We start from the raw sequence: 26,655 nt of genomic DNA, 5'->3' as shown, positions 1-26,655 counted from the left end.
GCCCCTCGGGCGGGCACCGGCGGTGCGGGGTCGGTCAGCCGCGCCGCCACTGCTGGTTGGCGCCGCCGGTGCAGCTCCACTGGAGGAGCGCGGCCTTGTCCGCCGTGGACTCGTCCGCGACATCGAGGCACTTGCCGCTGGAGCGGGCGGTGAACCGGACGTAGCCGTCACCGGCGTCGGTGGCCCGCCACTGCTGGTTCGTCCCCGTGCCACAGGCCGACTGGACCACGGCGGCGCCGTCGGCCGTGGAGCCGCCCGCCACCGTCAGACACTGGGAGCTGTGCCGGGCGACCAGCTGGACCTGGCCACCGCCCACGTCCTTGGACCAGAACAGCTGATTGCCACCGCCGTTGCAGGTGTACTGGACGGCCGCGGTGCCGTCGGTCTGCGAGCCGGAGACGATGTCGGCACACTTGCCGCTGTGCCGCGCCGTGAGCGTGGTGTACGGACCGCCGGAGCCGGTCACCGTGCCCGCCGCCGTGTCGATGGTGAGCTGCGGGTACCAGTCCATGGTGAGGGTGGTGGCGGTGGGGAAGGCCAGCGGCAGCCAGACGTAGCGCGAGTCGTTGACGGTGCCGCCGAAGGAGTTCCCCCAGCGGTCGCCCAGGTAGAGGTACGAGGTGGCGCCGCCACCCTGCACCGGCAGGACGTACGCGGTCTGCGAGCCGTAGGCGGTGGCGTCGCCCACGTTGCGCATCGCGCTCCAGGGGCCCGCCGGGCTGGTGGCGGTGGCGTACTGCTGCTGGTTGGGGTTCCAGCCGGTGGCGCCGGAGGTCAGCATGAAGTACACGTTTCCGCGCTTGAAGAGCGCCGGTGCCTCGCGGTGGCCGCCGGGCCAGGGGTTGGCCACCAGGCTCGCCACCCCGGTGTAGTCGTCGGTCAGCCGGTAGATGTGCAGGTCGTAGTTGTCCCGGGCGGCCGAGACCATGTATCCGGTGCCGTCGCCGTCCTGGAAGAGGGTGATGTCCCGGGACATGTGCTGGCCCAGCGGGCGGAAGCTGCCCCGCCAGGTGTAGGCGCCGTCGATGGTGGCGGAGGTGGCGACGGCCGCGCGCGCCTCGCCGTAGTCGCTGCCGTTCTCCTTGTGCATCCACATCACGTACTGCCCGGTCCGCTCGTTGTAGAGCACCTTGGGCCGCTCGATGTTGGCGGAGGCCAGCTCGGGGTCGGTGGCCTGGGTGAGGACATGGCGGCGGAACTCCCAGGTCTTCAGGTCCGTGGAGCGATAGGCGGAGACATAGCGGAAGGTGTTGTCGGCGTTGCGGTTCTCACCGAACCAGTAGTAGTAGCCGCCGGACTTGATGACTCCCCCGCCGTGGGCGTGCACCGCCTCGCCCGCTGTGGTGGTGAACTGTGTGCCGTGGCGACGGTGACGGGGGCGGCCTGCGCCGCGCCGGCTCCCGCCCACGGGGCGAGCAGCCCGAGGACGGCGGCCACGACGAGGGTCCACAGCCGTGCTCCGAGGCGTCCGCGCATCACACGGTCTCCTTCAGGACGGTGAAGTGGCGGGCGAATCCGGTGAGTCCGGGCAGTTCCCGGACCGGGCTCCAGGTCCGGAAGCCGTCGAGGCTGTCGCTGTAGTAGTACTTCTGCTCGGTGTAGCCGTCGAAGTAGATCCGCCAGCCGCCGTTGTCCAGGCGCACCAGCGCCGGTCCCTCGCGCCAGCTGCCCCAGCCCGCCCAGTCGCCGGTGCCGCGGAAGGTGTACGGCCCGCCGAGGCGGTCGGCCGTGGCGTGCTCGATGTACTTGGTCGTCTCCTGCTTGGTGAAGGCGTGGTACTGCCCGGCGTGGCGGACCACGAAGGTGTCGATGTAGTTGGCGGTGTCCAGGCCCTTCAGCGGGGTGGGCGTGGTCCAGGACGACAGTGCGGCGTTGGTGGCGGTGAGCAGATGCGGCCGGAAGATGTAGTCGGGTGTGGAGGTGGTGTCCAGCGAGACGACGATGTGGACGCCACCGCCGTCGTCCACGAAGAACTCCGGCGCCCAGGTGCGCTCGAGACCGGCCACCGGGAGGGTGTGATCGCGGACGAAGGTCCAGTTGACGCGGTCGCGGCTGCGCGCGAAGCCGATGGTGTTCCCGGTCCAGTTGGTCGTGTAGACGATGTAGTAGTAGCCGTCGGTGTGCTTGATGACGCTGGGGTCGCGGATCAGCCCGGACGGCGGGGTGTAGGCGGGTCCCTTCAGCAGGGTGTACGTGGTCGCGTCGGACGACTGGTAGACGTACATGTTCGACTCGCTGCTGTTGGTGAACGCCGTCATGGTGAAGCGGGTGGCGGCCGTGGTGTCCCGCGCGGGCGCGTCGGCCACGGGCACACCGAAGTCCGGGGTGCCATCGGCCCTCCAGCCGAGCGCCTGGACGCGGGTGTGCCGGTTGGGGTCGTTCAGCGGGTCGCCGGTGATGTCCTTGTACTGGCGGGCGTGGTAGACGAGGAGGTCGGTGCGGCCGTCCTCGGCGACGGTGAAGGAGTTGTGGCCCGGCCCGTATTGCTTGGTGGTGTCATTGCTGGTGAAGACCGGCTGCGGGCTCTTCTTCCAGGACGCGGCGGCGAGCAGGTCGCTGTCGGCGGAGGCGGTCAGCAGCCCCATGCAGTAGTTGGCGTCGGTGGCGCTGGCGGAGTAGGTGAGGAAGACCCGGCCGTTCCGCTGGAGGACCGAGGGGCCCTCGTTGACCTTGAAGCCACGGGTCTCCCAGTCGTATGTCGGCCGGGAGATCTCCACCTGGGGCCCGGTGATGGTCCATGGATTGGCCATCCGGGCGAGGTAGATGCTCGAGTTGTTGCCGACGTCCGGGTTGCTCTGGGCCCAGACGAGATAGCGGGTGCCCTGGTGGGTGAAGGTGGAGGCGTCGAGGGAGAAGGAGTCGAGGGGCGTGACGATGCGGCCCTTCTCGGTCCAGGTCCCGGCGAAGGGGTTGGCGCTCGCGTTCTCCAGCACCCACATCCGGATCTTCCAGACGTCGTTGGCGGGCGCGGAGGCGAAGTAGACGTACCACTTGCCGTCGATGAAGTGGATCTCCGGGGCCCATATGTGGGCGCCCATGTCTCCGCTGGTGTGCTTCTTCCAGATCACCGACTCGGCGGCGGTGGCCAGGCCGCCGATGGTCCTGGAGCGCCGCAGGACGATGCGGTCGTACTCGGGGACGGTGGCCGTGAAGTAGTAGTAGCCGTCGGTGTGCTTGAGGATATGCGGATCGGCGCGCCGGCGCACCAGCGGGTTGGCGTACGCGGGGGCCTTGGCGGCCGTTTGCGGCGCGGCGGGGGTGGCGGCCCGCGCGATGCCGGGCGTTCCGGCGGCCGCCCCCAGGACGAGGGCGCCCATCACCACGCGTCTGCGGCTGGGCTGGTGCTCTTCGCTGCGGCTCATACGGTTCTCTCCTGCTCTGGCGGGTGATGCGCCTGACGTCGGACGGGAGTGATGCCGGTCTATGGGACGGGCTCGATACCGGCCTGCGTCGGGCGGATCTTCTGGATGGTGCCGTCGGGTTCGAACCGCATCCGGTCGATGGCGACTTCGCGGTGGGTGCCGTCGCCGCCGGGGCGGGCGAAGCGGTGGTAGACGATGTACCACTCGTCGCGGCCCGGGACCTGGATGACGGAGTTGTGGCCGGTGCCGAGGATCTGATCGCCGGGGTCCTTGGCCAGGACCGGGTTGCCCGCCGCCTTGGTGAAGGGGCCGAGCGGTGAGTCGGAGACTCCGTAGGCCACGCGGTAGTCCGGGCTGCGGGTGTCGTCCTCCGACCACATCGCGTAGTAGCGGCCCGCGTGCTTGAAGACGGTCGGGGCCTCGTTGTAGCCGGGTGGGGTGATCTTCACCGGCTGGGTGGCGAAGGAGACCATGTCGTCGTTCAGCCGGGCCGCCTCGAAGGCGCCCTGTCCGAAGTAGAGGTAGGGGGTGCCGTCGTCGTCGATGAAGGCGTCCGGGTCGATGGACTGATGGCCGAACTGCCCCTTGGCCACGAGTGGTTTGCCGAGCGCGTCGGTGAACGGCCCCTTGGGGTTGGAGGACTTGGCGACGCCGATGGACTGGCAGGCGCTGAAGTACATCCAGTAGGTGTCGCCCTTCTTCACCACCGAGGGGGCCCAGGCGTTCTGGTGGCACCAGGAGACATCGGCGAGGTCGAGGGCGGGGCCCTGGTCGGTCCAGTGGACGAGGTCGGGTGAGGAGAAGCCGTTGAAGCGGGTGCCGCTCCAGCCGGGGTGGCCGTCCTCGGTGGGGTAGATCCAGTACCGGCCCTCGGCGTACATCACATCGGGGTCGGCGTGGTAGCCGGGCAGGGCGGGGTTGGCATCGCCGGGCCGCACGGTCGCGGTCTCCCGGATGACGGTGCCGTGGCGTACCACCCCCGACAGGCCGGGCAGCTCCCGTTTGGGCGTCCAGTGCTCCAGGTCGGGGCTGTCGCTGTAGTAGTACTTCTTGACGGTGTAGCCGTCCATGAACATGCGATAGCCGCCGCCGGGGAGTGCGACGACGGTCTGGCCCTCCAGCAGGCTGCCCCATCCCGCCCAGTCGCCCTTGCCGGTGAAGCGGTACGGGCCGGTGACGCGGTCGGCGACGGCGTGCTCGATGAGTTCGCCCGTGGCGTTCTTGGTGAACGCGTGATAGCTGGCGCCCTTACGGACCACGAAGGTGTCGATGTAGCCGTTGTAGTCGCTCTCGCTCGGCGAGATGCCCTCGAGCGGCTTGGGCTCGCTCCACTTGGTGAGGGTGTCGTCGAGGGCGGTGAGGACGTAGGGCTGGAAGTGCCGGTAGGCGGTGGGCCCGGTGGACAGCGAGACGACGATGCGGACCTTGCCGTCGGGCGCGTCGGTGAAGAACTCCGGTGCCCAGGTGTTGTTGGCGGCCACGCCGTGGTCGACGTCGGCGAGATGGGTCCAGGTGCGGCGGTCGTCGCTCACGGCGAGGCCGAAGGTGGTGCCGGTCCATCCGGTGGTGTAGGCGACGTAGTAGCGGCCGCCGCGGTGGATGACGCTGGGGTCGCGGACGAGACCGGAGGGCGGGGTGTACGCCTTGTCCTGGATCGACCAGAAGTTCTGTGCGTCGTCGGACCCGTAGACGTACATATTGCTCTCGCTGCTGTTCGTGAAGGCGGTGAACAGATAGCGGGAGACCGTGGTCGACTGCCGCTCGGCGGGTCCGCTCGCGTCGCTCCGGTGGTGCTCCGCGGCGTGCACTCGGTTCGCGGTGAGGGGGACCACGAGGGCGAGGGCGGCCAGCAGCGCGAGCAGCACTGCCGGCGCTCTCCAGGGTGGGGTGGCATGCGGGGGCATCAGAGGGCTCCTGCGATCCGAAGTGATCGAATTTGTTCGGAGATTAAGGGTTCTGATGACTTCCGACAGCCCCTGGAGAGGGTGCGAAAGTTTCGAAAACCCTGGAGCCCTGGAGGACGCGCGATGAGGTGATGGAGGGGAGGGAGCGGATCAGACGAAGGTCTGGCGCTGTAGCCAGAGGTCCCTGGCGGTTCCGCTGCCCTGGATGAAGACGTAGAGCAGGTTCTCCTCGTTGAGGATGGGGACGCCGACGCCCGCGGAGCCGATCACCCCGCCCAGGGACTGGAAGCCGCTGTACGCGGTGCCGTTCTCCGTGTTCTGCACGGCGACCCACAGGGCGTTGTCGGTGGCCTTGATGAACACGTTGATCCGGCCGTCCTGGCCCAGGGCGCAGGTGGGCCGCCAGACGATCTGCGCGCCGAGGCTCACGGCGGCGCCGAACGAGTCGTAGTCGTCGCTCTGTCCGACCCGCCGGACGGACCCGTCGGAACCCCGGTAGAAGATCTGCACCCGTCCCGCCGCGTCCAGGCACACCGACGGACGGCTGGTCACGTTGGTGGCATTGAGGGAGAACGCCTCCCAGAGGGTGGAGTTCTCGGTCTGCTGCTGGATGGTGGACAGAGTCTCGCCCGAGCCCTTGACCGCCACCACCAGCCGCCCTCCCCCGTCGAGGATGGGCGAGGGCGTGGCGAAGACGGCACCCCCGAGCGAAGTCGCGGAGGTGTAGGTCTCGTACTGGAGATCCTGGTTGCGGATGTACCACAGGGCGTTGTCGGTGCCGGGGAAGAACACATAGATGCGGCCGTCGGCGCCGAGCGCCGCGGCCGGGTCGTCCCCGATGCCGGTGACCAGGGTCTGGGGCGGTCCGTACCCGGAGTTGATGGCGGTCTGGGTGATGACCTCCAGATTGTTGCTCGGAGTGCGGTAGAAGACCCGGATCTTGCCGTCCTTGCCCCGGATCGGTGCCGGGATGCCGTCGACGGACAGGCCCGGGTACTGCTGCCACGGGCCCCAACTGCCGTCGCGGGCCTCCACCCTGCTCCACAGGACGTTCGACCCGCCCCGGATGAATACCTGCACCCGGTCGTCGGCGAAGGCGACCGGGGCGGGCTCGGAGTGGATGCCACCCTGGAGATTGATCCAGGTGCCCCAGACGGTGCCGGGAGTGGTGGAAACGACCATGAGAGGACCTCCCTCTTCTCGTGAGGTCACGAGAATGTGCGGATACACCGTCAGTTCCCGGGTAAAGCATGCCGGATACCTGAAGAAAGCAAGATGTATGTATATGACCGACTCATCGCTATGAGAGGTTGATATCGGATTGCGCATGCTCGCTTGCTTAGGGAATTCGTCCCCGTGAGAGGCGAGATACTGATCGAGGACCGCCGTTGACCTTTCCCAAGGGGGAAGCCCGAGCATCGTGGTCGCCGGGTGAGGTGCCCGGCGACGAGGAGGGCGAGCATGGGGCTGCTGACCATCGGTGAGTTCGCGAGGGCGTCGCGGCTGTCTCCCAAGGCGCTGCGCCTGTACGACGAGCTCGGGCTGCTGCCGCCCGCCCGCGTCGATCCGTACTCCGGCTACCGCCGCTACGATCCGGCCCAGCTGGAGCGGGCCCGTCTGGTGGCGTGGCTGAGGCGGCTCGGCATGCCGCTGGCCGACATCCGGGCGGTGTGCGAGCTGGAGCCGGAGGCGGCGGCGCGGGAGGTGCGCGCGTACTGGGCGCGGGTCGAGGCCGACACCGCCGCCCGGCGGGACCTGGCCGCCTTCCTCGTCGACCATCTGTCCGGGAAGGACACCACGATGTCTTCTGACCACACCACCCTGGGGATCCGCTACGCCGTGCTCTCCGACACCGGCTCGGTCCGGGAGAGCAATGACGACGCCGGTTACGCCGGTCCGCGCCTGCTCGCCGTGGCCGACGGAGTCGGGGGCGGACGGCGCGCGGGCGAGGCGGCGATCGAGGCGCTCAAACCGCTGGACGCGGGCGTCCCGGGCGGAGAGCTGCTCAGCGCCCTGGAGGAGGCGGCGCACCGGGCCCATGAGTCGGTCTCCGCGCTGGCCGCGTCCGACCCCGCGCTGCGGGATGTCGGCACGACGCTCACCGCGATGGTGTGGTCGGGCTCCCGGCTGGGGCTGGTCCACATCGGCGACTCGCGCGCCTATCTGCTGCGCGACGGTGAGCTCTTCCAGATCACCCATGACCACACGGTGGTCCAGTCGCTGATCGACGAGGGGCGGATCACCCTCGAGGAGGCCGCCTCGCACCCCCAGCGGGCGCTGCTGCTGCGCGCCGTGGGCGCCGGTTCGGCGTTCGAGCCGGATTTCGCCCTGCGCGACGCCCGCGCCGAGGACCGCTATCTGCTGTGCTCGGACGGGCTGACGGGGGTCGTGCCCACCGAGGAGATCCAGCGCGTGCTCGCCTCGGAGGACGACCCGGGCAGGGCCGTACGGGAGCTGGTCGCCCTCGCCAACCGGGCGGGCGGGCCCGACAACGTCACCTGCGTGGTGGCCCATGTGGCCGAGCAGGGGGCGCTGACCTCGGCGTAAGCCGCCGCTCCGGCCGACTCGCCCGCCCGCCGACTCCGGCTGTTGAACGTTGATGAATGGTGTGTGCAAGGTCTTGTCGGCCGGAAGAACACGTCCATATGCTCGCGGCGGAAACCGGTTTCCACTCCTGCGTGACCGGGAGACGGGCATGGCCGGCGGCGCGGCGTAAGGGGTGGGCGGATGTCCGCAGGTCCGATCCGGCTCTCTCAGGAAGCGCGCACCGCGCTCCGCCCGGCCACCTCGGCCCGGATCACCGGGGGCTTCTGGGCCGCCAGACGCCGCGTCAACGCCGAGGTGAGCGTTCCCCAGGGGCCGGACCGGCTGGAGCGGGCGGGCAATCTCGCCAACCTCCGGGCCGCCGCGGGAGAGGCGCCCGAGGAGTCCGGCTTCCGGGGCGACTTCCCGTTCCAGGACTCCGATGTGCACAAGTGGCTGGAGGCGGCCTCCTGGCAGCTGGCGGACGGCGCCGAGGGACCGGCCGAGGAGGAGCTGTCCCGGCAGGTGGAGCGGCTGGCCGGGCTGGTCGCGGCCGCCCAGGCCGAGGACGGCTACCTCCAGACGTACTACCAGCTGGGCCCGGACGCCCGCCGGTGGGCGGATCCGCACTGGGGGCACGAGCTGTACTGCGCGGGCCATCTCCTCCAGGCCGCGGTCGCCCACCACCGGGCCACCGGCCGGAACCGGCTGCTCGATGCGGCGGTGCGGTACGCCGATCTCATCGACGCCACGTTCGGGCCCGGCGAGGACGAGACGGTGTGCGGACATCCGGAGATCGAGACCGCGCTGGTCGAGCTGTACCGGGAGACCGGTGAGCGGCGCTATCTCGATCTGGCCGGGTACTTCGTGGACCGGCGCGGGCGGGGCAGCCTCGGCGACGGCCCGCCGGACGGCTCGCCCGGCCCCCGCCCCGGGGCGCCCTACTGGCAGGACCACGTCCCGGTGCGGGAGGCGACGGCGGTCGCCGGTCACGCGGTGCGCCAGCTGTATCTCCTGGCCGGGGCCGCCGATGTGGCGGCGGAGACCGGTGACGAGGGGCTGCGGGACGCCCTGGTGCGGCTCTGGGAGGACATGGCCGCGACAAAGACCCATCTGACCGGCGGGGTGGGCTCCCGGCATGAGCTGGAGTCCTTCGGGGACGCGTACGAGCTGCCGCCGGACCGGGCGTACGCCGAGACCTGTGCGGCCGTCGCGGCCATCCACTTCGGCTGGCGGATGGCGCTGCTGACCGGGGAGGCCCGCTACAGCGATCTGGTGGAGCGGACCCTGTTCAACGGCTTCGCGTCGGGAGTGTCGATCGACGGTGAGCGCTGGCTCTATGTGAACCCGCTGCGCGTCCGCCACGACGGTGAGAACCGTAAGGACGGTGAGAACCGTAAGGACGCCGCCGGGGGCCGGAGCGCCCACCGGACGCCGTGGTTCCGGTGTGCCTGCTGCCCGCCCAATGTGATGCGGCTGCTGGCCTCGCTGCCGCACTACATGGCGAGCGGCGACTCCGCGGGGCTCCAGCTGCACCAGTACGCGTCCGGCTCGTACGAGGCGGGCGGCGGCGCGGTGCGGGTGGGGACCGGCTACCCCTGGGAGGGCCGGATCGCGGTGGTCGTGGACGCGGCCCCGCCGGAGGCGGACTGGACGCTGTCGCTGCGCATCCCGCACTGGGCGCGGACGTACGAGGCGACGATCGGCGGGGAGCCGGTGGCCGAGCGGGCCGAGAACGGCTGGCTGCGGCTGCGGCGGCGCTGGCGGCCCGGTGAGACGGTCGTACTGAGCCTGCCCCTCGATCCCCGGCTCACCCGGCCCGATCCGCGGATCGACGGGGTGCGCGGCTGTGCCGCGATCGAGCGCGGCCCGCTGGTGTACTGCCTGGAGCAGTCCGATCAGCCCGCCGGGCTGCGGCTGGACGACATCGACCTCGACCCGGATGCCGCGCTGACCCCGGAGCACCGGCCGGAGCTGCTGGGCAGGGTGACCGTGATCACCGCCCTGGCCCTGCCCCACGCCCCCGCGCACGACGGCTGGTGGCCGTACCGGAGCGACGGCGCGGGCCCCGGCGCGGCCGCGGCCCCTTACCGGCGCGGCGATACGGGCCCCGGCGGGGCCGCGGGCGGCGCGAAGGCCCCCGAGCCGGTCCCGGTGACCGCGATCCCGTACTACGCGTGGGCGAACCGCGAGCCCGGCGCGATGCGGGTATGGATCCCGGTCCGGACCCCGCCCGGCTGACGGTCCAGGCTCCGCCCGGCCGCCGGAACTCGGCGGACACCCCACGCGTTCATCGCTCGAGGAACACGCTCCTGTGCCCGAGCGGCACCGGCCGACCGGAGGTGCCTCGTGAGCACCGGATCCACACCCCGAGGGGACGACGCCGACGACTGGGACGACGTCGTCCTCGACGCGGACTTCATACGGGACGCCGAGGTCACCGAGCCCGCCGCGCGCACCCGGATGCTGACCGCGCGCTGGCGGCGCGGCGCGCCCGAGCCCCAGCCCTGGCGGGCGGACGAGCCGCCGGCCGGCTGGTTCTGGAGCAAGCGCCGTAAGCGGCGCAGGCGGCGCTGACCTCGCCTCTCCGTTACCCGGTCGCAATTGCACGCGTAAAGACACCGCGCCACTTCCGGTGGGAGGATGCGGCCCGACTCACTGATCATGAGATCCGTGGTCGTACGCCGACCCCGCCCCCGGAGGTGCCGTGTTCGCTCGCTCCGCGTTGCCGCCCGTCATAGCCGTCGCCGCCGTATCCGCCCTGCTGGCCGGGTGCACCAGCACCAAGTCGTCGGGGTCCGGCGGCAAGGACATCAGCCTGGTGAACTCCGGGAAGCTCACGACCTGTACCCATCTCCCCTACCCGCCCTTCCAGTCCAAACAGGGCAAGAAGATCGTCGGCTTCGACGTGGACATCGTCGATCTCGTGGCCTCCGCGCTCCATGTGAAGCAGGAGATCGTGGACACGCCCTTCGAGGGCATCCAGTCCGGGGAGGACCTCAACACCAACCAGTGCGACGTGGCCGCCGCCGGGATGACCATCACCGATGTGCGCGAGAAGAACCTGGACTTCTCCGCCCCCTATTTCGAGGCCACACAGGCGCTGCTCACCGCCAAGGGCAAGCCGTTCAAGTCCCTCGCCGACCTCAAGGGCAAGAAGCTCGCGGTCCAGCAGGGGACCACCGGCGAGGCCTACGCCCAGAAGCACGCCAAGGGCGCGAAGCTGGTCCAGTTCGAGGATCTCGCGCTGCTGCTGACCGCCGTCAAGACCGGGCAGACCGACGCGGGCATCAACGACAACGGTGTGCTCTACGACTACGTCAAGGACAACCCCGACACCGCGGTGGCGGCCGAGTTCGACACCGGGGAGCAGTACGGCATCGCCGTACGGACCGGCAATGACGCACTGCGCAAGAAGATCAACGCGGTGCTGAAGGACGCCCGCGCGGACGGCTCCTACGACCGCGTCTACAAGAAGTGGTTCGGCACCGCGCCCAAGAAGTGACGCCCGCCGACGGCCATCGGAGCTGAGGAGTCCGCACACTTATGGCAATGACCCGCCGACAGCGGGCGCGGGCGATACGAGCGGTGCAGTACGCCGTGCTCATCGCCCTGCTGCTCGCCATCGTCCTGGCCGCCGACTGGGGTGAACTGCGGCGCGCGTTCTTCGACGCCGAGGTCGCCCGGTCCCTGTTCCCCGACATCATCACCACCGCCCTGGTCAACACCGTCGTCTACACCCTGCTCGGCTTCGGCTTCGGCCTGATCCTCGGCGTGGTGCTGGCGCTGATGCGGCTCTCCCAGGTGCCGCCGTACCGCTGGCTGGCGGTGGCCTACATCGAGTTCTTCCGCGGGGTACCCGCGCTGCTGGTGTTCATCGCGCTCGGCTTCGGGGTGCCGCTCGCCTTCCAGGTGGCGCTGGACCGGTATGTCACGGTCATGCTGGCGCTGGGGCTCGTCGGCGCCGCCTACATCGCGGAGACGATGCGGGCGGGCATCCAGGCGGTGCCCAAGGGGCAGATGGAGGCGGCGCGTTCGCTGGGCATGTCCCACAGCCGGGCGATGGCCTCGATCATTATCCCGCAGGCGTTCCGGATCGTCCTGCCGCCGCTCACCAATGAACTGGTGCTGCTGACCAAGGACTCCTCCCTGGTCTATCTGCTGGGGCTCTCCCTGGACCAGTACGAACTGTCCAAGTTCGGCCGGGACGCGCTCAATCAGCACCGCAGCCTCACCCCGATCCTGGTCGCCGGGGTGTGCTACCTGATCATCACCGTTCCGCTCGGCCACCTGGTGCGCCGGCTCGAGGCCCGTTCGGCGAAGGCGAGGTGACCGGGGTGAAGGAGACGACGGAGGCGAAGGGGACCGGCGGGGCGGACGGCATCGCCATCCGGGTGGCGGGTCTGCACAAGTCCTTCGGTGAGCTGGAGGTGCTCAAGGGCATCGACCTCACCGTCCGGCGGGGCGAGGTGGTCTGTGTCATCGGCCCCTCGGGCTCCGGCAAGTCGACGCTGCTGCGCTGTGTGAACCTCCTGGAGGAGCCGACCTCGGGCTCGGTCACCGTGGCGGGGACCGAGGTCACCGACCCGGATGTGGACATCGACCGGGTGCGGCGGCGGATCGGCATGGTGTTCCAGGCGTTCAACCTCTTTCCGCATCTGACGGCCCTGGAGAACCTCACCATCGCCCAGCGGCGGGTGCTGCGCCGCGACAAGGCGGAGGCGGCGCGGATCGGCCGGGAGACCCTGCGGCGGGTCGGCCTGAGCGACAAGGAGTCGGCCTACCCGGCGCAGCTGTCGGGCGGACAGCAGCAGCGGGTGGCCATCGCCCGGGCGCTGGCGATGGACCCGGAGCTGATGCTGTTCGACGAGCCGACCTCGGCGCTCGATCCGGAGCTGGTCGGCGATGTGCTCGCGGTGATGCGCGCCCTGGCCGACGAGGGCATGACGATGCTGGTCGTCACCCATGAGATGAGCTTCGCGCGGGAGGTCGCCGACCGGGTCGTGTTCATGGACGACGGGGTGATCGTGGAGGAGGGCGGACCGCAGCAGGTCGTGTCCGATCCGGTCCACCCCCGCACCCGGGCCTTCCTCACCCGGGTGCTCAACCCGGCCGCGGCGCGGGTCGGGGAGATGCCGGACACGGGCCCGCACGGAGCGCGGATCGACCGCTGACCTCCGTGCGGGCGGAGGTCCGCGTGGTCGATGCGCCGACGGCTCCCCGGACCACACGAAAAGCGGGCAACCTTATCGCGGGCGGCGGCGACAAGGAGTCGCGGGCCTCCCACCTCGAGGACCGGGGTCTTCCCGGCGCCTTGAGGCGGCCTTAGGGTTGGTAACCGGTTACTGCCCGGTCAGGGGTTCCACGTGGGCGGTTAGGGAAGGGAGTCTCAATGGCTCGTTCCTCGGGATCGACGGGCCCCACGCTGGCGGTCGTCGCCCGTGAGGCGGGTGTGTCCGTACCGACCGCGTCGAAGGTGGTCAACGGCCGGGAGGACGTGGCCCCCGAGACCCGCCGCCGGGTCACCGAGGTCCTGGACCGCCTGGGGTACATCCGCAAACCGCGCGGCGAGGCGCCCAAGCCGACCGCCATCGTCGACCTGGTGGTGCACTCGCTCGACAGCGCCCGGTCGGGGGCGGTGCTGCACGGCGCGGCCGAGGCCGCGCACGAGGCGGGCCTCGAGGTGGTGGTCTCGGCCGCGGCCACCCGAAGCCGGGGCGGCCGGCTCGAGTGCGGCTGGCCGGAGAAGCTGCACACCCGGGGCAGCTCGGGTGTGCTGTTCCACCTCATCGAGCTCGCCCCCGCCCAGTACTCCTGGCTCGACGAGCGGCGGATCCCGTTTGTGCTGATCGATCCCGCGAACGACCCGCCGCCCGGGGTGCCGTCCGTGGCGGCCGCCAACTGGCAGGGCGGGATGGCCGCGACCGAGCACCTCATCGGTCTTGGGCACCGCCGGATCGCGGTGCTCGGCGGCCTGGGGCGGGCGGTGCGCGACGGCGGCCGGGTCGCCGGATACCGTTCGGCGATGGCGGCGGCCGGGTTACCGGTGCCGTCCGCGTATGTGCGCTACGGCGAGATCAGCGAGGCCGGGGCGCGCCACCGGATGGGTGAGCTGCTGGATCTGCCCGAGCCCCCCACGGCCGTCTTCGTGTGCTCCGATCAGATGGTGCCGGGGGCGTATCAGGCGGTCAGGGGACGGGGGCTGAGGGTGCCGCGGGACATCAGCGTCGTGGGCTTCGACGATCTGCCGCAGGCCCGCTGGATCACGCCCGCGCTGACGACGGTCCGCCAGCCGCTGTCGGAGATGGCGGCGGCGGCACTGCGCACGCTGCTGCGGCTGATGACCGGCGAGGTGCCGGAGGCCATCCGGACCGAGCTGTCCACCCGGCTCATGGTCCGGTCAAGTACCGCTCCGCCACTCCGTGCTCGCTTATGACCGAGGAGTCGAACACTGCACGGATGACCGGACGAGCCCGTATCCCCCGTCCCACCCATCGCCCCCGTCCCCTCCACCACTCCTGACCCGACTCCTCAATCGACCCTGACCGCAAACCCCTTCACCGCACCGATCGCTACGGAGGTCCGCCCACCGTGTTCATCGACCTGCCCCTGGAGCAGCTGCGCACCTACCGGCCCCCGCTGCCCGAGCCGGACGGCTTCGACGCCTTCTGGAAGCGGACGCTCGCCGAGGCCCGCACCCGCGAGCTGAACGCGGTGTTCACCGAGGAGGACACCGGACTGACCCGAGTACACACCTACGACGTGGAGTTCTCGGGGTTCGGCGGGCACCGGATACGCGGCTGGCTGCTCGCCCCGCGGGACGTGGCCGGCCCGCTGCCGTGCGTGGTGCAGTACCTCGGCTACAGCGGCGGCCGGGGGCTGCCGCACAACTGGCTGCTGTGGCCGTCGGTGGGCTACGCGGTCTTCGTGATGGACAGCCGGGGCCAGGGCTGGATCCAGCACTCCCCCGGCGTCACCCCCGATCCGGTCGGTGGCACCGGACCCGAGACACCGGGCAAGATGACCCATGGCGTCCTCTCCCCGGACGACTACTACTACCGCCGGCTGTACACGGACGCGGTGCGGGCGGTGGAGGCCGCCCGTGAGCATCCGCTGGTGGACCCCGCGCGGATCGTGGTCAGCGGGGGCAGTCAGGGCGGTGCGCTGGCCCTGGCGGCGGCCGGGCTGGTGCCGGATCTGACGGCGGCGCTGGTGGACGTGCCGTTCATGACCCACATCCGGCGAGCGGTCGAGATCACCGACGCGGAACCCTATGGTGAACTGGCGCGGTTCTGCGCCACACAGCGCGAGCTGGCCGAGCGGGTGTTCGCCACGCTCGACCACTTCGACGGGCTCAACTTCGCGGTCCGCGCCAACGCGCCGGCGCTGTTCTCGACCGCCCTGCGCGATGAGACCACCCCGACCTCCTGCGGCTTCGCCGCCTATCACCACTACGCCGGGACGAAGGACCTCAAGGTGTGGTCCTTCAACGGCCACGAGGGCGGCGGCACCCATCAGCAGGCCGAGCAGATCGCCTATCTGCGGAAGCTGCTGGGCTGAGCCGGACGTGCCGGGCGGCGTTCGGTCGCCGCCCGGCACGGGGTAGACAGGGGCTACCCGCACCGAAGGAGCCGCCCGTGCCCGCACAGCCCCTGGAAGGCATCACCGTCGTCGCCCTGGAGCAGGCCGTCGCCGCCCCGTTCGCCACCCGTCAGCTCGCCGATCTGGGGGCCAGGGTCATCAAGGTGGAGCGGCCGGGGCGCGGGGACTTCGCCCGCGAATACGACCGCGAGGTCAAGGGCGCGTCGGCCTACTTCGTCTGGATCAACCGCGGTAAGGAGAGCGTCGTCCTCGACGTCAAGGACGCCACCGACCGGGCGCTGCTCGAGGCGATGCTCGCCCGTGCCGATGTCTTCGTGCACAATCTTGCGCCCGGCGCCGTGGACCGGCTGGGCCTGGGGGCACAGACGCTGCGGGCCGCCCACCCCCGCCTGATCACCTGCGCGATCTCCGGATACGGGGACAGCGGCCCGTACCGCGAGAAGAAGGCGTACGACCTGCTGATCCAGTGCGAGGCGGGGCTGCTGTCGATCACCGGCAGCCCGGAGGCACCGGCCCGCCCCGGGATCTCGATCGCCGATATCGCGGGCGGGATGTACGCCTACACCGGCATCCTCACCGCGCTGTACGAGCGGGAGCGCACCGGCGCGGGGACCGATCTGAGCGTGAGCCTGCTCGACGCGCTGGGTGAGTGGATGGGCCACCCCTTCTTCGCCCAGGCGTACGGCGGCACCGGAGTCGTCCGCAGTGGCGCCCGCCACCCGTCCATCTCGCCGTACGGCGCCTACCGCTGCGGGGACGGCGGTCAGGTGTTCCTGAGTGTGCAGAGCGACCGTGAATGGGTGGCCCTGTGCGAGCGGGTGCTGCGCCGCCCGGAGCTGATCCGCGATCCGCGCTTCGCGGACAATCCACTGCGCCGCACCCATGACGAGGAGCTGACGGCCGAGCTGGAGGCGTGCTTCGCGGACCACACCGCCGAGGGGCTGATCGCGCTGCTGGACGGGGCCGGTATCGCCAACGCCCGGCTGCGCGACCTCGCGGAGTTCGCCACCCACCCCCAGTTCGACGCCCGCGACCGCTGGGGCGAGTTCGGCTCCCCGGTGGGGCCGCTGCGCGGTCTGCTGCCACCGGTGGAGGTGGCGGGCCGCAGGGCGCCGATGCGGCCTGTGCCGGGGCTCGGCGAGCACACGGAGGCGGTGCGCGCCGAGTTCTCCGGGCCGGTCTCCCGCCCCGGGAATCCGGGACCCGCCTGACGGGCGGCCCGGCCTGCTGTGCTAGGACGCTGGTCATGGAGATCGAGCCGATCACCCTGTCCACGCCACGGCCCGTGCGACGGCCGACGCTGGTCCAGCGCTGGGACGAACTCACCTTCCTGCACTGGGCGGTGGAGCCGGAACACGTGGCCCCGCTGCTGCCCGCCGGTACGCGCCCCGACACCCTCGACGGTGTCACCTATGTCGGGCTGGTCCCGTTCCTGATGCGCGGTGTGGGCTTCGGGCCGGGGCCGGGCCTGCCGTATCTGGGCACGTTCTGCGAGACGAACGTGCGGCTGTACTCGGTGGACGGGCAGGGCCGGCGCGGTGTGGTGTTCCGGTCCCTGGACGCGGCCCGGCTGCTCCCCGTACTGGTGGGCCGGCTCACCGTCCGGCTGCCCTATCGCTGGTCCACGATGCGGCTGCGCCGCGAGAGCGACGTGATCACCTACAGCTGCGGACTGCGGCGGCGCCCGGCGGACCGGGGTCGCACAAGCCGGGCCGTGGTGAGGATAGGCGGGGCCATCGCCGAGCCGACACCACTGGAGCGGTTCCTGACCGCCCGGTGGGGTCTGCACGTCTCCTGGCACGGCCGCACGGTGCACCTGCCCAACGACCACGCACCGTGGCCACTGCACCGGGCCGAGCTGCTCGATCTCGACGACGGCCTGATCGCCACCGCGGGCCTGCCGCCCATGACGGGCCCGCCGGTGAGCGTGCTCTACTCCCCCGGGGTCGCCGTACGCTTCGGGACCCCGCAACGCGCATGATGCGGCTCAGACTGCCACGGGTTTCGGCGCCGGGGCGGTCAGGCCGGTCGCCCGACAGGGAGACGACAGTGTCCATCTCGAACGGATAGACCACCGCGCTTCCCAGCGCGAGCAATACGACGGCCGCCACCAGCGCTGTCAGCACGATCGTGGTCATACCCGCTGGCACGACCGCCAACGGCGGAAAGCTCAGCCCCATCACCGCCAATCCGCGCACCAGGGCTTGGTCCGGGCGCCAGTTGCGCATCACCCAGCGGGTCAGCCGCAGCTGTCCGACGACGGCCACCGCCGCCGAGACGACGAACAGTCCGCTGGTGGCCTTGGTGCCGTTGGAACCGAGAGCGTGGTCGGCGGCCAGGGGCAGGGCGAGGTAGGCCTGGAAGGTCAGGACGTACGAGCCGATCATTGCCGTGGAGAACAGCAGGAACGGCCGATTGGCCAGGACCGTGCGCCACCGCGCCACTACCCCGTCCGTCCCGCCGACCGCCCCGGCGTCGCCACGGCGCGTGGGCAGGGCGCGCCACTGCGACACGGTCAGCGCCCCGAAGATGGCCGCGGCCACGGTGCATACCGTACGGAAGTCGGCGACCAGCAGATGTTGAACAGCGCGCCGGCGAAGCCCGTGGCCGCCGACGCGACAACCAGGGCCGGCAGTGCGTCGGCCCATCCCAGCAGAGCGAATCCGGCGGTGCGCAGCAGGCAGCCGGCCATGATCGGGGCCTTGTAGCCATAGCGATCGGCGATGGTGCCGCCGAGCAGGAACATGCCCTGCTGGGAGAGATTGCGCACGCCCAGTACGAGTCCCGCCGCCCAGGCCGCGAGGCCCAGGTCACCGGTCAGGTGGGCGGCGAGATAGGGCATGAGCATGTAGAAGACGAGGTTGATGGCGAACTGGTTGGCCATCGGTGCGTTCGGCCGGGTGGTCGATCTCATCCGGCGCGTCAGCGGGGCGGCAGCCGAAGAGGCGGTGCTCGCGGCAGTACGTGTCGTCGAAGACGGTGCCGATGTAGCGCTGCGGTCCGTCGGGGAAGACCGCGACGATCCGGTCCTCGACCGGAAGTGTCCCGGCCAGCCGGCGTGCCACCAGGGCGATCGCCCCGACGCTCCAGCCGCCGGTGGCGTACCGGCAGCGGGCCAGCGTGCGAGCCGCCCACACCGCCTCCGGCGCCGCGACCCAGTGCACCTCGTCGAAGAAGGCGTAGCCGACATTGCGGGGGTAGATACTGCTGCCCAGGCCGCGCATCAGGCGGGGCGCGGCGGGCTGCCCGAAGATCGTCGAGCCGGTGGCGTCCACCCCGACGACCCTGAGCGCGGGGAAGAAGCCGCGGAGCACCGAGGCGATCCCGGCGGAGTGCCCGCCGGTGCCCACGCTGACGACCAGGGTGTCGATCCGCCCGAGCTGGGCGGCCAGTTCATAGGCCAGCGGCTTGTAGGCGGCCACGTTGTCGGGGTTGTGGTACTGGTCCGGGCACCAGGCGTCCGGGTGCGTGGCCAGCAGTTCCGCTACGCGCTCACGCCTCGCCCGCTGCCAACCGCCTGACGCATGCGGGCGGTCGACGACGTGGATCTCGGCCCCGTACGCGGCGAGCAAGCCGACCATCAGTGCCCAGCAACTGGGCAGGAGAGAAGGAGCCCGAAGGCAGGTCGAAGAGATTCATGGCGCCGCTCTCCCACGGCCGTCCCAGAGGGAGCGCGGCCGTTTCGTACGGAGTGGTCAGGACGTGCGGATTGAGGCGTCCTGATCAGTTCCGCCAGATACCCAGGGCGGCGCGGCTCCGCCCGTCCTCTCCTATTCCGCTGTGCGGTACGCCTGGGAGTGCCACTCCGACCTGTGGTGACGCGCCAGGAGCGGTTACCCCACACTCCGGGGCCGCCAGCGCCACCGGCACCGAGTCCGCGCTCAGGATCCCTGCCGCGATGGGTCCATGGGGGCACCCGAACAAGTGCAGCAGGGCGACGAGCGCCGTGGTGAGTACAACTCCGGTACACACCGACCACTGCCCGTTCCGGGATGCCACTCCAGCCGTCAGATTGTGCTGTGGTGGAGATCCTTGGTGCGGATCACGAGGAAGCCGACGACGGCGGCGATGAAGCCGAGGACGGCGCAGAGATTCATGGCGCTGTGGAAGGCATCCATGTAGGCGTCCCGTCCGGCGCTCAGCATCTGGTCGCGCATGGCGCCACCGCTTTGGGCCACCGTTTCGGGAGAGCCGGAGCTGATGGCTTGGGCGACCCCGTCGGCTTCGTCGTGGCCGAGTCGTTTGCCGACTTCGGAGTTGGTGAAGCGGTCGGCGACGCGGTTTTGGAAGAAGGCGCCGACACCTGCGATGCCGACGGCGATGCCGACTTGCTGGAAGGTTTCGTTGATGCCCGAGGCGACGCCGGATTTGGCGGGTTCGGCGACCCCGACGGCGACGGCGGCGCGGGCGGGATTGAAGATGCCCATGCCGAAACCGGCGATCACGAACGCGGGGATGAGGACGGTCCAGGCGGAGTCGGCTTCGGTCAGGTTGAGGAAGAGCAGGCCTGCGCCCATGACGGCGGGGGCGCTGCCGAGGAGGAAGCGGAAGGGCACTCTGCCGATGAGGCTGCCGCCGATGGCGCCGGTGACGAACATGGCGATGGTCAGGGGCAGGAAGCGCAGCCCGGCTTCCCAGGCGTCCATACCGAGCATGTTCTGTAGGTAACTGGTTTCGAAGAAGACCGAGGGCAGGGCTCCGGCATTACCGATCATGGCAACGAGGGAGATACCGACGAAGGTGGGGTTGCGGAAGAACGCGAGGTCGAGCATGGCGCGTTCGCCCATGCGGTGTTCAATGGCCAGGAACAGAGCGAGAAAGACGATGCTCACGGCGTAGAGAGCGAGGGTGAAGGCGCTGGTCCAGCCTTCTTCGGGGGCGCGGATGGTGGCGAAGACCAGGGCGCCGAGGGCGATGCTGAAGGTGACCAGGCCGAGCCAGTCGGTGGGGTGGGCGCGGCGGTTCATCGACTCACGGACGCGGAGCATGCCGATGAGGATGGCGATGGCCCCGATGGGAACGTTGAAGTAGAAGATCCAGCGCCAGGACAGGGAACTGGTCAGGGAGCCGCCGATGAGGGGTCCGGTGGCGACAGCGAGGCCGACGGCGGCGCCGAAGACGGTGAAGGCGGTGGCTCGTTCTTTGCCATGGAACTCGTGGTTCAGCATGGCGGGGCCTACGGCGAACATGATGGCGGCGCCGACGCCCTGGATTGCCCGGAACGCGCTCAGGGCGGTGGCGCCACCGGCGAGGCCACAGGCCAATGAGGCGATGGTGAAGACCGCGAAGCCCACTTGGAAGACCTTCTTCCGACCGTGGCGATCGGCGAGTGAGCCCGCGGCCACCAGGAAGATCGCCAGCGTGAGAGCGTACGCGTCGAAGACCCATTGCAGGTCGGCGAAGCTGCTGTGCAGTGACTCGTGGATTTCAGGAAGTGCGACAGCCACCACGCTGAGGTCGAGCATCAGCATGAATGTGCCGAGCGCGACGATCCCGAGTGTCCACCACCTCGTGGGCGATGGCGCTCGTTCCGCGGACATGCGAGGCCCCTCAATCGCTGGATTCATGGGCTACGGCCGCCGCGCCGTGGTGAGGCGGATGCCGAGCACGGCGTCCTCCCACACCGTTCTGACGAGCCCCAGCCCAGCCTCCTTCAGCAAGGCTTCGACGCCTGCCCGTGTCGGCTCCGTCCCGACGGTGAGTTCGCGTTCGAGCCGGGCCACCGCTGCGCCGAGTGGGCGCTTCGGTGGAAGTGGGCTGGGCAGGACGATCCAGCCACCGGGTACCAATGCCGCCGCGCAAGCGGTGACTACCCGTCGCAGATCGGCGGACGGCAGCCCGGCGGTCGGCAGCCACGCGAGGGCGAGTCTGTCGTCCTCCTCGAAACCATCGAGGTCGCGGGCTCGGGTCTGCACCTGGACGTCGCCGTTCGCGTTCGGGGCCATCCGCCCCGGCTCCAACGCGAGTATCGATGCGAAGGGTATGCTCCGCGCCAGTGCGGCCGCGGACCGGCCACCGTCGCCCGCGGCGCATCCCACCCGTGCGCCGGGAGTGACCAGCAGACCTGCCAGTCCTTCCAGCCTTCCGAGCAAGGAGTTGACCAGGACTTCGGTGAGCGCTGGCGACTCATCACCGCATCCGGCCATCAGCTCCCGCCCCGCGGCCTGCTTGCCCGTACGCAGTTGCGCGGTTCGGGTGAGCGCGCGACGCAGCCGCGCGGCCAACGCCGAGGTGCGAGGGCCGCCGATGAGTGCCTGTTCCAGGCGCGGGTCAATGGTGTAGCGACCATGGGTGTCCATGTGGACGAGTGAGGCACCGCCCAAGAGTTGGAGGAGGTCGCGGGTGAAGTCCTCGGGCAGGTCCGCGGCCGCCTCCCTCACCGTGCACGGCCGCAGCAACCGGGCGAGCAGACCTGTTTCCTGAGCGACAGCGAACACGAGCCAGTCCCACGCCTCCCGGGCCAAGCCCTCGAGGCGTCCGTGGAACAGTCCCTCCGGCCCCCGCGGCAGCACGTCAGGTGCCTGTCCGGACTGGACGGCCCCGGCCAGGGCGTGAGCGCGGTCGAGAAACGCGACCAGCTCACTGTGCCGGCCCGGATCCATGTCGGTGGACCCGAACCCGGCTGCCGACACCACCGACCGCGCAGCCTCGGCGAACTCTCCGGCAGAACCCTGACCCACGGCTTCGGCCGCGTGCAGGGCCCACCAGGAGTCCGCCAGCTTGGCGACGGCGAGCTCGGCGGCATCCTCGCGTGCGCGCCTACCCTCCAGACCAACGATGGTGCGCTGGCCCAGCTGCATGAGCAGCAGTTCCTGGGAGCCCTGACCACCGATCATCCCCAACACATTGCGCATGAAGCGCTCCCACGGGAACGTGCTGATGTAGCCCTCGCCGCCCTGCAAGTTCATCACCAGTTGGCCGATGCGCAGTGCGCTCTCGGCAGCGTGGTGCTTGGCGACGGTGGCGAACTCGTCGAAGAACGCGTCCCGGTCCGGTGAGCGGGTGCCGTCCAGCGCGCGGTGGACGGTTGCGCGGGATGCCTCGAGCAGCATGCGCATCTCGCCGATGGAGCGTTCGACGTTCGGGTAGTCGAGTACGCGGCGCCCGCTTCGCCTGCGCGAGGACAGCGCCTCGACACAGTTTTCGATCACGCCTTGCAGCGCGCCGGTGATACCGCACGCGCTCATGATCCGGCGGCCGCGCGCGTAAGTGTTGAACTTGCTGAGCGCGTCGGCGTGCCACACCTGCCGCCACCGGGGCAGGCGTACGTCGTGCAGAACCACCTGGGCGAGGCCCATGGTGCGCAGCCCCATGGTTTCCAGGGGCATGACCGCGACGCCGGGGTCGTCCTTCTCGACCACGAACGCGAGCGTGTCGTTGGAAGCCTCGTCACGCACGAACATGACGAAAAGGTCGGCGCCCAGACCGCCGGTGACGAAGTGTTTGGTGCCGTTCAACACCCACTCCTCGCCCTTGAGCCGTGCGGTGGACTCGTAGTCGTAGGGGTCTTTGCTCTCGTAGGCGCCCAGCGCGATGAAGCGCCGGCCCGCGACGAGGTCCGGGACATAGCGTTCGATGAGCTCCCGTCCGTCGCTGGACAGAAGCACCTCGGTGATCTCGACGGTGGTGTCGATGAGCACGGAGAAGCCGGGGTTGAGCGAGAGCCGGGCGAGTTCCTCGACCACGACGCCCCACTCGAACTTGCCCCGCCCCGCGCCACCGACGTCGGCCGGCAGGGAGAACTGGAGCAGCCCGATCTCGGCCGCCCGCGAGATGAGGTGGTTGTCGACCAGACGCCAGTCACGCTCGCGGAAGTACGCGCCCGGGTTGACCGTCTCCAGTACGAAGCCTCCGAAGCGGCGCCGGGCCTCATTCCGGATCCGCTCGATCTCCGCTTCCAGCGTGCGGTGGTCCTGGCCGAAGGCGTGCGCCGCGGCGGCCTGCTGTGTTCGTGCCGTCATGCTCCGGCCTCCTGCGCGGCACTGGCCGCGGCGGCGTCGCTCTCCAGCTGGTGTACCAGTTCCCCGAGTGTCTCCTCGCCGAGGAAACGCTCGATTGAGATCAGTGCGCCGAAGCGCTCCTCGATCTCCGCGGAGAGCTGAGCCGCGGTCAGCGAGTCCATACCGAGTTCGCCCAGCGGCCGGTCGAAGGGGATCTGCTGCTCATCCGTGCCGAGCAGTTCCGCGATCAGCGATGAAAGCCGACCGCCGACGGGCTCGGTGCTGCCGTTTGCGGTGGTGATGGCGTCCTCCTGGGTTCAGGCCGGCGTCGACTCTCGGTGCTGCGCCGCGAGGCGCAGCGGGATGAGAGAGAACGCCTGGTCGTCGTCGTCGAGATCTGCGAGTCGTCGCAGCAGCTGGTCTTCCGCTTCCCAGTCGGGCTCGACGGGCGAGCCGAGCCGCGCCAGGACACGGCGCAGGGCCACCGAGAGCCAGGCTCGGTCGGTGGCCAGGCCACCGAGGGCGTGCCGGCGTTGTGTCCAGGTGTGCAGACAGCAGGCACCCGCGTGTACCAGGCAGTGCCGGCGGGCCGCGTCATACGCCTCGCCCGTCCGTCGCATGCCAACTCTGCGGAAGGTCTCTCGGGTCCGGTCGCGGGCCGTGCACAGCAGGCGTGCGAGCGAGGCGATTTCCGGGTCGTCGTGCAGTGCCTCGGCCGCGTCGTCAAGAAGGCCGGTCACCTCATCGACGCCGCCGTAGGTGATCGACGGGCGCTGGTCGCGAGGCGCGGGCGGTGCCATGGGCTGCTCGCCGAAGCCGAACAGCATTGCCAGAGACAGCTCGGGATGTGCTCCGCGGGTCCCGGATCGTCGTACCGCGTTGGCCAGTTGGGCACGAATGGTGTCCAGCTGCACCAGCTGCGTGCCCTCGAATACCGGGGTGATCGCGATGTCGCGCGCCAGCTTCTGGAAGGCGCCGTGCGCGATGCCCTCCCGCAGATAGGCGCGTGCGCTCAGCACCTCACCGCAGTTGTTCACCGCATCCACACAGAAGGCCGGGACCACGTACTTGGCCACCGCGGACCACAGCGGCATCCGCTGCCGTGCCATGTCGAGCGCGCGGGCGGCGGCCAACTCGGTGCACTCCGCGACCAGTACGTCGGCGAAGGCACGGGCCAGCAGCGAGCGGACGGGCGCGATCTCAAGCGCCGGACTTCCGTACAGTACGCGCGTCCGTGCGTGGCGCAGCGCGATCCGCAGCGCGGTATCAGCGGCACCCAGACTGGTCCCACCGACCATGGTCCGGGTGAACTGGAGCATTCCGGTGACCATTTCGACGCCGCGTCCCGGTCTGCCGAGAACGGCGTCGGCACCGACCCGGCAGCCATTGAGGAGGAATCCGCTCATGTCATGTCCGCGCAGCCCATGGGTGGGTACCTTCGGCAGTCGCTTCACCGCGTCGTCATCGACTGCGGTGAAGTCGACCAGAAACAACCCGAAGGACGGCTCGGACGCCGCGAGCACGGTGGCGAAAGAGGACCGCCGGCCGTTGCCGATCAGCCACTTCTCCCCGTCCAGCACATACCCGTCGGTGACCGCGGTGGCGCGGGTGCCGGTGGCCAGCAGATCGCTTCCAGCCGCCTTCTCGCTGATGGCGGCGGTGCCCCAGGCGCGTGCCAGTATGAGCTCGGCGACCCTGCTCCGCTGTTCCTTGCCGCCCCACACCCATATCGGCATCGCGGCGAGCAGTGTCGATCCGAATCCAATCGTGACGGCCAGGTCCCGGCGTGCGGCTGCCCGCACCACGCCCAGCATCGACTCGAACGAGACGAGCCGACCGCCTTCGGAGACGGGCACGATGTGTTTGTGCAGGCCCGCCGCCCAGGCCGCTTCATAGGCCGCGGTGGACTCCGCTTCGAGCTCGTCCGCGCGTACTCCGCCGGCCAGCGACATGCCGGTGCTGGGATCGAATGGGCAGCCCAGTGCCTGTTCGAACGCTGCCGCCACTTCGAACGTGGACAGGTTGGACGGAGCCGGCATTTCCCCGTTGGTCATGTGCGCTCCACGATGATCGCGTATGGCCTGTCGTCCTCATCCACGGGCTCCAGTGCATGGACGAATGCGATGCCCTCACAGTGGCGGTAGACGGTGGTGCGGACCTGGAGCAGATCCCACAGCTGGCCGGTCCGCAGCCATGTCGCGTCGATCCGGCGGATCCCGTCGGACAAGGCGTCGCGCAGCTCCGGGATGTTCACGCCGTGCCGCCGGACGAACTCTTCCCGTGCTCCGCCGGCGAAGCCGAGGGACTCGGCCCAGTACCACTGATCGGCCACCTCGCAGTGGTGGCGGTGGATGCGGAAGGTCGGCAGGTCCTCGGTGTTCGACGCCAGTAGTTCACCGTCCCGTTCGTACCCTGCCCGCAGGGCACGCACTTGGGACCGGTACGGCGTGTGCTCGACCTCGTCGTCGTGGAAGGCGGCGACGAGCGAATCGGGGAGTGTGGCCAGTGTGCCGGAGAGCGCCGAGTCGCCGCTGAGCCGCAGCGGGACCGACGCGGCGCGCGTACGCACCGCCACTCCCGCGGGGCCGGAGAGCGTCGTCTCGAACTCCAGCTGGGAGGAGCGCGGTCCGCGTACCCGGGCGGCGACGTCGATGGTGACAGCGTCGGCGTCGCTGAACCGCAACGGCTTCTCGTACTCCAGTTGCCATGCCCACAGGACGAATCCGACCCGGTGCTCCGACACAAGCCTGCGGTGACTGCACACGTGATCGCGCACCCAGCGGGTACCGGCCTGGAATCCGAGCCTTCCGACGGCGGTGATCTGAAGCTGGGTGGGAGCGAACATGCCGGCGTCGAGTACGACCTCGTAGGTGGAAGTGCGCGGCATCGATGCCTAGCCCCCAGACACCGCGGTGACGATGTCCACCCGGTCGTCCTCGGTGGCTTCCCGGTCCAGCTCGCCCGGGGAGAGCTGTTCGCCGTTGAGAGCGATGAGGTGGGTCGGGCGGATGCTTCCCTCGCGGTCCAGGAGCACCTCGGCGAGGCCGGGGTAGCGCTCGGTGAGAGCTGTCAGGCCATCGCGCACGGTGGCGCCGCCGATGTCGATCTCATTCTCGTAGTTGGTGAAACGGAGCAGGACGCCTCTGACCTTGACGATCATTGCCTGGACCTTTCTTCGCCTGGGTGGTGGTTGGTCTCGTGCCACGTTGCCGAGCAGTCCGGTCGACGCTTGTTCCGGCAAGGAGAGCGGGAGTGAGTCATCGGCGCCTTGCTCGCGCTCTGCCCGAAGTAGGCAGGACCGCGGGCTCGACGCCGACCGCGTCC

Annotated in this window: 19 protein-coding genes and 3 pseudogenes; 10 read left to right on the top strand and 12 right to left on the bottom strand. The window is 70.1% G+C overall.

Annotated elements, in window-relative coordinates; genetic code table 11:
* Positions 1–34 precede the first annotated feature (34 nt).
* The 4 genes and pseudogenes from ACJX2R_RS46475 to ACJX2R_RS46460 form a co-directional block, all read right to left on the bottom strand.
* Positions 35–1,476 (bottom strand): annotated as a pseudogene (locus ACJX2R_RS46475) (RICIN domain-containing protein).
* Positions 1,476–3,362, bottom strand: coding sequence for a family 43 glycosylhydrolase (locus ACJX2R_RS46470; RefSeq protein ID WP_413105044.1), 1,887 nt, complete (start codon positions 3,360–3,362; stop codon positions 1,476–1,478). Before ACJX2R_RS46470 ends, ACJX2R_RS46475 begins: the two are co-directional and overlap by 1 nt.
* A gap of 59 nt (positions 3,363–3,421) precedes the next feature.
* Positions 3,422–5,266 (bottom strand): family 43 glycosylhydrolase, encoded by a 1,845-nt coding sequence (locus ACJX2R_RS46465; protein WP_413105043.1) that lies wholly within the window; start codon positions 5,264–5,266, stop codon positions 3,422–3,424.
* A 150-nt stretch (positions 5,267–5,416) separates the two neighbouring features.
* Positions 5,417–6,448 (bottom strand): hypothetical protein, encoded by a 1,032-nt coding sequence (locus ACJX2R_RS46460; RefSeq protein ID WP_413105042.1) that lies wholly within the window; start codon positions 6,446–6,448, stop codon positions 5,417–5,419.
* A 279-nt stretch (positions 6,449–6,727) separates the two neighbouring features.
* On the opposite strand from ACJX2R_RS46460, the gene ACJX2R_RS46455 reads away from it, so the two are divergent.
* The 10 genes from ACJX2R_RS46455 to ACJX2R_RS46410 all read left to right on the top strand — a co-directional run bounded on the left by ACJX2R_RS46455 (position 6,728) and on the right by ACJX2R_RS46410 (position 17,372).
* On the top strand, positions 6,728–7,813 hold the full coding sequence (locus ACJX2R_RS46455) for a MerR family transcriptional regulator (RefSeq protein WP_413105041.1): 1,086 nt from the start codon (positions 6,728–6,730) through the stop codon (positions 7,811–7,813).
* 180 nt (positions 7,814–7,993) lie between these two features.
* Positions 7,994–10,030 carry a glycoside hydrolase family 127 protein gene (locus tag ACJX2R_RS46450; RefSeq protein ID WP_413105040.1) on the top strand — a complete coding sequence of 679 codons (2,037 nt, stop codon included), beginning with the start codon at positions 7,994–7,996 and terminating at the stop codon, positions 10,028–10,030.
* 108 nt (positions 10,031–10,138) lie between these two features.
* Positions 10,139–10,366: a hypothetical protein gene (locus ACJX2R_RS46445; RefSeq protein WP_086881764.1), complete on the top strand. Its 228-nt coding sequence runs from the start codon at positions 10,139–10,141 to the stop codon at positions 10,364–10,366.
* 130 nt (positions 10,367–10,496) lie between these two features.
* Positions 10,497–11,294, top strand: coding sequence for an ABC transporter substrate-binding protein (locus ACJX2R_RS46440; RefSeq protein ID WP_413105039.1), 798 nt, complete (start codon positions 10,497–10,499; stop codon positions 11,292–11,294).
* Between the two features lie 41 nt (positions 11,295–11,335).
* Positions 11,336–12,121 carry an amino acid ABC transporter permease gene (locus ACJX2R_RS46435; protein ID WP_413105038.1) on the top strand — a complete coding sequence of 262 codons (786 nt, stop codon included), beginning with the start codon at positions 11,336–11,338 and terminating at the stop codon, positions 12,119–12,121.
* A 5-nt stretch (positions 12,122–12,126) separates the two neighbouring features.
* On the top strand, positions 12,127–12,963 hold the full coding sequence (locus ACJX2R_RS46430; protein ID WP_413105037.1) for an amino acid ABC transporter ATP-binding protein: 837 nt from the start codon (positions 12,127–12,129) through the stop codon (positions 12,961–12,963).
* Between the two features lie 218 nt (positions 12,964–13,181).
* Positions 13,182–14,225, top strand: a complete 1,044-nt coding sequence (locus ACJX2R_RS46425; RefSeq protein WP_413105036.1) for a LacI family DNA-binding transcriptional regulator — start codon at positions 13,182–13,184, stop codon at positions 14,223–14,225.
* A gap of 155 nt (positions 14,226–14,380) precedes the next feature.
* Positions 14,381–15,349: an acetylxylan esterase gene (locus ACJX2R_RS46420; RefSeq protein WP_413105035.1), complete on the top strand. Its 969-nt coding sequence runs from the start codon at positions 14,381–14,383 to the stop codon at positions 15,347–15,349.
* A 77-nt stretch (positions 15,350–15,426) separates the two neighbouring features.
* On the top strand, positions 15,427–16,602 hold the full coding sequence (locus tag ACJX2R_RS46415; RefSeq protein ID WP_413105034.1) for a CaiB/BaiF CoA transferase family protein: 1,176 nt from the start codon (positions 15,427–15,429) through the stop codon (positions 16,600–16,602).
* Between the two features lie 35 nt (positions 16,603–16,637).
* Complete coding sequence (locus ACJX2R_RS46410; protein WP_413105033.1) at positions 16,638–17,372, top strand: YqjF family protein; 735 nt, start codon at positions 16,638–16,640, stop codon at positions 17,370–17,372.
* Positions 17,373–17,415: 43 nt separating this feature from the next.
* Here the strand turns inward: ACJX2R_RS46410 and ACJX2R_RS46405 are convergent.
* From ACJX2R_RS46405 to ACJX2R_RS46370, 8 genes and pseudogenes are all read right to left on the bottom strand, one after another.
* Positions 17,416–18,305, bottom strand: a pseudogene (locus ACJX2R_RS46405) (MFS transporter); the annotation flags it as partial.
* A pseudogene (locus ACJX2R_RS46400) lies at positions 18,202–18,975 on the bottom strand (pyridoxal-phosphate dependent enzyme); the annotation flags it as partial. The pseudogenes ACJX2R_RS46405 and ACJX2R_RS46400, both read right to left, overlap by 104 nt.
* Before the next feature lie 423 nt (positions 18,976–19,398).
* Complete coding sequence (locus ACJX2R_RS46395) at positions 19,399–20,931, bottom strand: MFS transporter (protein WP_413105032.1); 1,533 nt, start codon at positions 20,929–20,931, stop codon at positions 19,399–19,401.
* 30 nt (positions 20,932–20,961) lie between these two features.
* A complete protein-coding gene (locus ACJX2R_RS46390; protein ID WP_413105031.1) occupies positions 20,962–23,352 on the bottom strand; it encodes an acyl-CoA dehydrogenase family protein in 2,391 nt (796 codons plus the stop codon).
* Positions 23,349–23,582, bottom strand: coding sequence for an acyl carrier protein (locus tag ACJX2R_RS46385; RefSeq protein ID WP_413106122.1), 234 nt, complete (start codon positions 23,580–23,582; stop codon positions 23,349–23,351). Before ACJX2R_RS46385 ends, ACJX2R_RS46390 begins: the two co-directional genes overlap by 4 nt.
* A 66-nt stretch (positions 23,583–23,648) precedes the next feature.
* Positions 23,649–25,385 carry an acyl-CoA dehydrogenase gene (locus ACJX2R_RS46380; RefSeq protein ID WP_413105030.1) on the bottom strand — a complete coding sequence of 579 codons (1,737 nt, stop codon included), beginning with the start codon at positions 25,383–25,385 and terminating at the stop codon, positions 23,649–23,651.
* On the bottom strand, positions 25,382–26,218 hold the full coding sequence (locus ACJX2R_RS46375) for an acyl-CoA thioesterase (RefSeq protein WP_413105029.1): 837 nt from the start codon (positions 26,216–26,218) through the stop codon (positions 25,382–25,384). The genes ACJX2R_RS46380 and ACJX2R_RS46375 overlap by 4 nt, the downstream gene beginning before the upstream one ends.
* Positions 26,219–26,224: 6 nt before the next feature.
* The gene (locus ACJX2R_RS46370; RefSeq protein WP_413105028.1) at positions 26,225–26,491 is read right to left on the bottom strand and encodes a MoaD/ThiS family protein; all 267 of its coding nucleotides are present in this window, start codon (positions 26,489–26,491) and stop codon (positions 26,225–26,227) included.
* Between the last annotated feature and the right edge of the window lie 164 nt (positions 26,492–26,655).

The organism is Streptomyces sp. Inha503, assembly GCF_047215865.1.
GTDB classification, from domain to species: Bacteria; Actinomycetota; Actinomycetes; order Streptomycetales; family Streptomycetaceae; genus Streptomyces; species Streptomyces lycopersici.
Note: the sequence above shows the minus strand (reverse complement) of the source record. Positions and strands in the feature narration are given on the sequence as shown.